An 8621-nucleotide genomic window follows, 5' to 3' on the forward strand; every position below is an offset into this window, starting at 1 on the left:
GTCATTCGCATCTCGACGGGATGAGTCCAGAAGCCTTTGAAGCAGCTTCAAAATGAGGCTGTCTCATGTCTAGGATACTGGGAGCAGTCCAGTATCAACTTTCTTCCGACACAGATGGAGTTAATCTTTTAGCTATTATGGTTCGTTTGAGATGGGGAATACCTATTTCATTGCTAGTAACAATATTGAATTCAAATGAACAAGCTGTTTTAGTGAGTACAATTGAGCGTATTAAACATTTACTTTTAAGCTCTGAGCAAACCAATATTTACCATTCTTCTTTTTCTGAATTTCTAAAAGAAAAGACGCATCTACGTGAAAATGATATTCAATTAAGACTTTTCAACTTTTGTAAGAATAACCTTGAAATTGAATATGGTCTATTTAATATCATATACCACGGTCTTAAATCTCTAAATAGTGATAAATCTCTTGTTATTAGCTATTGTAACCAAGAGTGGGCTGATAAGTGTGTTTTAAGAGGGATAAAGCCAGATACATTATTAGGAGATATTGGTGATGTCATAAAGGCTGTGACAAATCTTGGAGACTTTACAGAAACCAATCGTATCTTATTGTTATCTCAAAGAATGAAATTTAGATATGATACATTATTTGCTCAGTCTGCTGATTTAATAGCAAATGCTTTACTGGCATTAAATAAAAGTAATGAAGTTTTACAGCATATTATTCGCTATAAACAATTAATCATACCGATTGATTTGGCACTTAAAATTTCTCTAAAACTAATAGAAATTGAGAATTATGAGGAAGCCCAAGCTTTATTAAAGACTATTGAAATAAAAATTAATAAAGAGCTTGAGCTAGTTTATAAGAATCAACTCTCAATTTCAGACTTTTTAACTCTATTTGATTTGCAATTACAGCAATACATTCTAAAAACTAAAGCATTAGTAGATGGAGCAGAGTCAGAATCAGGTCAATTTAATTATTATTGGCAAAACTTCATGAAATCTGGAATTCAAGATCAGGAGTTATGTAGACAGGTTCGAGAACAAATGTCTATTTGCCTACAAGCGAATTTTATGTGTTTACATAAGCGACCTTTCCCATTAGCTATTTTGAGTCAAAATTATAGTGGGCCTTTAGTAGACTTTACTGAACAGTATATATATGTAGCAGTTGAATATTATATCAGATGTGAATTTTTAAATATTCCTCTTGATAAAAAAGTACTAACTGCTCTTTTTCTAGATTTGAACACACTTCTTATAGAGAATAAAGGAGTTTTAAGGGAGTATGATTTAGGGCTAATTAATATCTTAATATCTCTTAAAACACCACTTAATATCATACTCGCAATAGCAGTTGAAGACAGTGCTGTAGAATTTAATAAAACTGACTTGATTGCTGATGATAATGTTTCTTTAGACGAGACTACATTTAATGAGGCTATGGCTCAATGGAGAACACAAGCCTATCTTAATCCAGATGTACCTAGACCAACTATTCTATCCTTACTCGAATCAGATTGGATGGATGGGCTTTTCTCCCTTACTAAAATTCTAGCATGGTGTGATGGCTTAGCTAGACGATTCCATGAGGAAAAGGATTTAGAAAACTTGGATTCAATTTGGAATGTGATCCATCAAGATATTTTTCAAAACCTAAAGTTCAGCTTATCAGAACGAGTAACTTGGAAGGATGCTTATACCTTACCTGAAAGTATATTCCCTCATATTTATAAGCATCTAACTTCACTAATTATAGATGTTTTCCCACAACATCTTGAGCAATTTTTAAACCTTATTAATGAAAGGTTTACTTATCAATGTGGCATCTATTCAGAAGGTTTTCGATTAATTCTAAATAATGCCATACATGAAATTACTAACTATGAATTGGAAGAAGATATAGAAGATCAGGTATTTAATTTAGTTGAAAAATGGGAAATTTATGTCACATCAAATTTAAAAAATAGGCGTGAACTTGTACCTGAACTCTTAAAGATAATTCAACTATATGAACGTCTAAATGCTTTGGAAAAAGCTCAAGATACCTACAAAAGTGTTTTGGCTTTTTCCATGGGTCCTAACTGGTATAAAGAAGATCAGTTAGGACTAGCCGTTAGTACCTTGGAAGCTATTAATATAAAAACTCCTCTAAATGATGAAGCTTTAATTAAAATTGCTGCATTATTAGAAGTATCTAGTGGTGAGATGACCTTTGAGCGTTTTGTTCGATACGCAAAGCGAGACTTCATAAAGGCTTTATGCTTAAGGGGCGAGTTTGAGAAAGCTATTCTCTACTATATCCGCCAAACATATGGTTCATTAGAGCAAATGTATGCAGATATAACAAAAGGAGAAATTGATCGCATATCCGAACTAGAAGCAACTAGATTTCCGGGTACTGCCTTGGATGAACAAGATTCTATATTGTGTATTGTACAATCAGCTATTCCTCATTTAGATTGGCAGCTATGTTTGGTAATTTTAGAAACTTTTCAATTTGGAGATTCAAGGCATTTAGCTAATTATGCTGAAGTCTATGGAATCCTGTTACAGAATAATCAAGAAGATCCTAGTTCTATTGAGCATATGTTCAATAGATTGGAAATTATCTGTGAGGCTGAAGTAAGTGATAAAGATCGCCCAGAATTCCTTTCATCCTTAAAGAAATATTTACCTGAAAGTCTTAATGATAGATTCATAAACCTATGTAATCAGTACATTGAGGAATTGGACCCTTCCATACTCGAAATGGAAAAGATAGTTCTTCCTCAAACTATTGTTAAGAAGAATGAAGATAGCGAATCTGATGCTACTAACAAAGACTTCCTATTCGCTCCTGGTCTGTTTGGTACATCTCAGTCTATAGAGCAAGCAGAAAACTTATTCACTAATGCTAGAAGATTTATTCGTCGTAAAAACTATGTGGAAGCACAAAAGGAAATTGTATCTGCATTGAAAACTATACAACAAGGTGAATGGTCAATTTGGGAGGGATTAATTTCAGAAATGAAAGAGGGACAAAGCCTTTTAAAGCAAATTCCCAACACAAACTCAGAATTAATTAAGTTATTTTCCCCATTGATTTTAAATGAAAAATATTCAAATCATTACCGTATTTCTGAAAATTTAATAAAATGGTTAACATCTGATGCTCCATCAAATCAGCAACATAGATTATTAGAGTTATCTATTGAGCATATACAGCTTATGGTAGGTATGCCTCAAAAAGAAATCGATGAATATAGTTTTCTAGCAGAATCAAATGAATATGCTATATCTATTGTTTTCAGAAAACTGATAATCCATGTTATTGATCATCCAACATGGTTAAGAAGTGAAAAAGCAGCAGATATGCTGTTATGGTTATTGAGGAATTACCCTGAATATATTCCATTATTTGGCCCCCTAGCTTTTACTAATGATCCAAATAATCATCCAGACGTCATCTGTGGAATATTAGATCACCTTTCATTCTCAAAAACTAATGTTTGGGATCTCCTATCCCCAACTATAGATTTTGAATCTATTAAAAAAGATTGCAAACATATTGGAAGACTTTCTATTCTGAAAAATATATTGAATAAAGCAATAAGAAATGGTGATGAACATGCTGGTGAACTTCTAGATCAGTTGAACACCAATATTGATGAGGTTCATGATCCTATTGATAATAATCTTATCGAATGTCCATCTTGGGCAAGAATCCTTAAATCTAAGTGGTCACAATTACAGGATTTAGGCATAGTAAACGACTCCTTCGTACAATATGCTACGTTAATAATGCAGGAAATATGCGCTCCAATGACTTTAGAGACTGCCTATAAAATTGAAACATTATTATCAGATGGATATTACTCAAATAAAAAGGATCCTTTGAGATGGAAAGCTAAAGTTAGCTATGCTTTACAGACTGCACTCCAATCAAAAGCTCCTATAAATTTACATGAACAGATTGTTGAAATATTTAGACCATATAACCCTACTCGATTGGATCATTTAAGAATTAAAAATTTTAATTCTCATGGAATCTCATGGCTAGAGTCCTCTCAGCCTAGACCTCAAGAAGGTGAAGAGATCTACCTCGATTATTATGAATCTTTCTGTGATGAAGGGCATTTAAGACAAGTACGTCTAACAGCTTATTTTGGTAATGTTTCTCAAAGAACAATATCATCTGGACGATTTTCTTCGATCAATGATCCAACGCGAGCCCAAACATTACATATTGATACATGTGCTAATGTAGACCCTACTCTAGCTTATTTTGGGGTTTTTACTCCAGCAATTCCAACATCAAATTTTATGCAAGTACTTGGTGTAGATCCTAAGAGTGTTAAACGAGCATGGTGGCGTTCTTCTCGTAGTGATGGCATTGCTAGAGGGGCACCGAAGTCGGAGGGTTGCTATTTATCCATTAAAAAAGATGAATTACTAAAGTTACCAAATAATATGAACATATTTTGGACAGTAGAAATTAATCAAAGACCTGTTGGTATGATTTATTATCAGTAAAATTTAATGGAGTATATATGGAAAGGATCGAAATGATGGAAATCCCGAATACAAGAGCTGAGTTCGAATATCGATTTCATCTTTTAAGGGATATGATGGAAAAAGACATGTTTAGAGTAAATCAAGGTATTTCACTAGAAGGGTTAAGTAAAATTAGATATCTTCCGAATGGTCGGATCGACTTTTTGAGTGTAGATGAGCAGGCTCGATGCATGGTAAATACAACTCTAAAGATGAGGAATATGAAGCTTCCTGAGAGTCTTGAAGAAAATTAAGTTAACTGTCCGTTTTTACGGGGGCTAATACAAAAGTCAAAAAATACTCTTAAATGTGCAGGCATTATAGAATGCCTACACATTTACATTATGATTATTATTTATTTCGTGCTAACTCAACAGTTTCTAACCAATCTCTCCATTTTGACTCAAGGTGATCTTTTAACCTTAACGCATCGCTTTTATCCCATATTGCTTCCCACCATGGGCTAGCTTGATATGGCTTCAAAATAGCAAGAGGATGTTTCTCTAAAGTCAGCATTTTCTCAAAGTCTTGACTCGATACTAAGTAGCCGAAAGTCTTAGTCAAATAAGAACTCTTATAAATAGCTTTACATTGTTCAGCAAAGCTTTGGAGATTTCTTGATCCACCTACACCATTGATCGTAGATAGGTGTAAAGACGTTGTAAACAGTTCAATTTTCCAACCCTCTAGCTTCTTTATAATCAGAAGACTACCTTCTGCTGAATCATCACGAATCAATAGAAGATTTTTAATTTTTTCTTGCTTATTGCTACTAAAAATTCGATCTAAATCAGTTGTATCAGTATCAAAGTGATCCACATTAAGTAACTTACCATCACCATGAACAAGCCATTCTGAATTTATTCCAAAGTAGTCAGCCACTTGCCTTAATTCTTTAAAAGTTGGCTCAATCTCAGCCTTGATCCAATCTAGAAAAACTTGACCATGCTCATATCCACAATGCTCAGCAATATGCGAATACTTCAGGCTATTCATTTTATATGAGTTGATCCACTCAATAGACCGGATAAGACGCTCAGAAATCTCAGATTTTCGATCTATCAATAAATAAGGGTTAGCCAATTTTGTTGAATTGGGCTCATTAATTAAACCTGATTGAAAATTAAAAGAATTTTCTAAGCGAGCAACAATTTCTGCATTCATTGATCGCTTTTCAGATTCAGCGATTTCTTCAATCTTCTGTTTCAAGTCAGAAGGCAGTCTTAGTTTTAATTGTGAATCATTAGGCATGATCATAAAATACCCTATTGACATGGTGTCATTATGGTTTATATTTATGGTGTCACTATGGTTCATATCGAGAAGGAAATGAAAATAGATTCACCAAATAGTCAAATGAAAATTAGGCTTTCAAGCGATCTAAAACAGCAGTTAAAAAGACATTCTGCTTTAAATCAAAGATCTATGAATGCTCAGATTAATTTCATTTTATACCAGTTTATGAGTTCTATTAAGGAAAAGAATTCTTAATTCATTGCAGAAATGAAAAAAGCCCATGTATTTGCGGTACATGAGCTTTCAGAGTGTTTGTCTATCATTGCAGATCAAGACTTACTCATTTTGTGATCATAGGAGAGTTTTGTCAACTCACGATCATTTCATTTTTGCTTCTAGCATTTAGGAGCATCATATGCACACATCTATTGAAAAAATTAGGTTGGTTATTGGCTACCTATTTAATCATCTTAGCAATCGAGAGATAGCCAAAACTGTAGCAGTCTCACGTGAAACTGTTGCCAAGATTAAAGATCTCATGATTGTTTCAGAATTAAGGTATGAAGAGTTTACTCAACTTAGTAATTCGGCATTAGAAGCAAAGCTAAAGATCAATCGTTTATTTCAATGTACTAAAAAAGTACAGCCTGATGCCAAATATTATTGTACCGAATTAGAGAAACATAAAGGACTAACAAAAACGGTTCTTTGGGAAGAATTCCTTAAAAAAACACAAGGTGAAGGTGTTGGTTATACTAGGTTCTGCGAAATACTCAAAAATGAGCAGAAAAAACAAGATATTTCGCAGAAGCAGATATACCATGCAGGCGAAGCAGTACAAATTGATTATAGTGGCGACTTAGTTAATATTGATTTACCTGATGGTCAAACAATAAAAGCTAATATTTTTGTTGGTGTTCTACCTTTTTCAGGTTTACTTTTCAATTATGCCACAATGACACAAAAATCTGAAGATTGGCTAAAATCATGTAATATGATGTTTTCCAAATTTGGAGGTCTCCCTGAACATATTGTTTGTGATAATGCTAAAGCATTAATAACACAAAATAATGGTCGTATAGTTAAGATTAACCCATATTTTGAAGAGTACCTCTATTTTTATAATATTTCGGTTCTACCTGCTCGAAAGCGTAAACCAAAAGATAAAGCTAAGGGGGAAAATGGTGTAAATCTAGCTCAAAAACAAATATTGATGCGTTTACGTAATGAAAAATTTTCAAGTCTTGAGGCATTAAATGAACGCCTTGAATATATGACAGACTATTATAATCGCAAAATCACAAAAACCTTTCAGGAAGGTAGAAAAGATGCTTTTGAAAAGCATGAAAGAAAAGTGTTAAAACCACTCCCAGATATTTTATTTCCCATCGTAACCCATCATGAATTAATGGTAGTTCCAACAAATTACCATGTTGAATATTTAAATAACTTTTACTCTGTACCTCATTCTTATGTGAGGAAGACGGTAGAGTTAAGAGTTGAAGATAGTAATTTATTTATTCGTGATGAAAAAGAGCTTATCGCCCAACATAAGGTACTTTTAGGTACTGATAAAATTTCAACTTTGACTGAGCATAAAGCTAAAAATCACCTCATTCGTGATCATCTAACGAAAGATAGTATCTTAAGTTGGGCTGAACATGTTGGATTTAACACATTGAATTACTGTAATTTTATTATAGGCGCAGGACCAAATCTTCATAATAATCTTACTTATTTATTTAAATTAAGAGACTGGGCTACTGATAAGAGGCTCATTGATAGACTTGAACCAGCATTAGAATATGCCTTTAAATTAAAAATCCAAAACTTTGCCCGCTTACAGTCCATTATTGAAAGTAATTCTTATCTAAATACTGAAAATAACACTTCCAAAAAGCATAAAAATTTGCGTGGTTCAAATTATTATAAGGGGATTGAAAAATGCTAAATCACCGATTGGTTGAATTGCTTACGAAGTTAAAACTACATGGAGTTGTGACTTCATTAAAGTCTAATATTGATGAGATTTATGCAAATCGAATTAATTTTGAAGAAGCTTTAATTGACGCATTTAATTCAGAGATATTAATACGCAATCAAAAGACTATTGATCGCCTTATAAGATGCGCAACTCTAAAATATCCGCATGCACGTATTGAGGATGTACGATTTGATACCAATCGTACAGGCTTCACTTCACAGACACTAAATAGATTTTCAGAATGTACATGGATTCGTAACCATAAGAATCTAAATATTTTAGGTCCAACTGGTATAGGTAAGACATGGCTTGGTTGTGCTTTTGCTACCAAAGCATGCTTAGAAGGTTACAAAACCAAGTTTTTCAAATATGCAGATTTTATAGATTTACTAGAACAAGCTATAGATAATTCAAATGAAAAGCTTTTAATAAAAAAGTTAATTAAATTTGATCTCATAGTGTTAGATGATTTTGGGCTTAATCATACTCCTGCAAAAATTGAAAGTTTCCTATTGGATTTCATTGATAGTTTCTCAATACATGGAAGTTTACTTATCACCAGTCAATTTTCTTATGAATTATGGCATGAAAAATTTAATGACCCTACGATAGCAGATGCAATCTTAGATCGCATTATTCACAACTCGTATACGTTTGAAATAAGTGGTGACTCGATGAGGAAAATTAGTTCTTCTAACAATGAAATAACCACTCTTTAAGAGTGGTTGGTTTTCATGTGAAACGGGTGGCTGATTTTGAGTGTGATATTCACTATAAGTTTTACTTAAAAAGAATATACCTTATTCCAGGCATAAAAAAGCCCCCTCATTAGAGGGGGCTTTTTAAGAATAATGAGCTGGCGATGACTTACTCTCACATGGGTAATCCCACAC

General features: G+C 33.2%; 5 protein-coding genes. 4 read left to right on the forward strand and 1 reads right to left on the reverse strand.

Features of this window, described 5'->3' with window-relative positions; translation table 11 throughout:
- The first annotated feature begins 65 nt into the window (after positions 1 to 65).
- Together GTU69_RS16610 and avs1c are read left to right on the forward strand one after the other, a co-directional pair.
- The gene (locus tag GTU69_RS16610; RefSeq protein ID WP_166172155.1) at positions 66 to 4487 is read left to right on the forward strand and encodes a hypothetical protein; all 4422 of its coding nucleotides are present in this window, start codon (positions 66 to 68) and stop codon (positions 4485 to 4487) included.
- 17 nt (positions 4488 to 4504) lie between these two features.
- A complete protein-coding gene (avs1c, locus tag GTU69_RS16615; protein WP_166172157.1) occupies positions 4505 to 4762 on the forward strand; it encodes an AVAST type 1 anti-phage system protein Avs1c in 258 nt (85 codons plus the stop codon).
- Between the two features lie 97 nt (positions 4763 to 4859).
- Here the strand turns inward: avs1c and GTU69_RS16620 are convergent, their stop codons facing one another.
- Entirely contained in the window at positions 4860 to 5759 is a 900-nt protein-coding gene (locus GTU69_RS16620) for an Arc family DNA-binding protein (RefSeq protein WP_240921739.1), read from the reverse strand.
- Between the two features lie 400 nt (positions 5760 to 6159).
- Between GTU69_RS16620 and istA the strand changes: the two genes are divergently transcribed.
- Both istA and GTU69_RS16635 read left to right on the forward strand, forming a co-directional pair.
- Positions 6160 to 7695, forward strand: coding sequence for an IS21 family transposase (istA, locus tag GTU69_RS16630; RefSeq protein WP_166172161.1), 1536 nt, complete (start codon positions 6160 to 6162; stop codon positions 7693 to 7695).
- A complete protein-coding gene (locus tag GTU69_RS16635) occupies positions 7689 to 8447 on the forward strand; it encodes an ATP-binding protein (protein WP_166172163.1) in 759 nt (252 codons plus the stop codon). The genes istA and GTU69_RS16635 overlap by 7 nt, the downstream gene beginning before the upstream one ends.
- Positions 8448 to 8621: the final 174 nt, after the last annotated feature.

The sequence above is a fragment of the Acinetobacter sp. SA01 genome, assembly GCF_011319235.1.
Taxonomy (GTDB): Bacteria; Pseudomonadota; Gammaproteobacteria; order Pseudomonadales; family Moraxellaceae; genus Acinetobacter.

Bases quoted from the DNA above. Each gene is read 5' to 3' on its own strand.
- avs1c (WP_166172157.1), top strand. From the start codon at position 4,505: ATGGAAAGGATCGAAATGATGGAAATCCCGAATACAAGAGCTGAGTTC.
- GTU69_RS16620 (WP_240921739.1), bottom strand. From the start codon at position 5,759: ATGCCTAATGATTCACAATTAAAACTAAGACTGCCTTCTGACTTGAAA.
- GTU69_RS16635 (WP_166172163.1), top strand. From the start codon at position 7,689: ATGCTAAATCACCGATTGGTTGAATTGCTTACGAAGTTAAAACTACAT.
- istA (WP_166172161.1), top strand. From the start codon at position 6,160: ATGCACACATCTATTGAAAAAATTAGGTTGGTTATTGGCTACCTATTT.
- GTU69_RS16610 (WP_166172155.1), top strand. From the start codon at position 66: ATGTCTAGGATACTGGGAGCAGTCCAGTATCAACTTTCTTCCGACACA.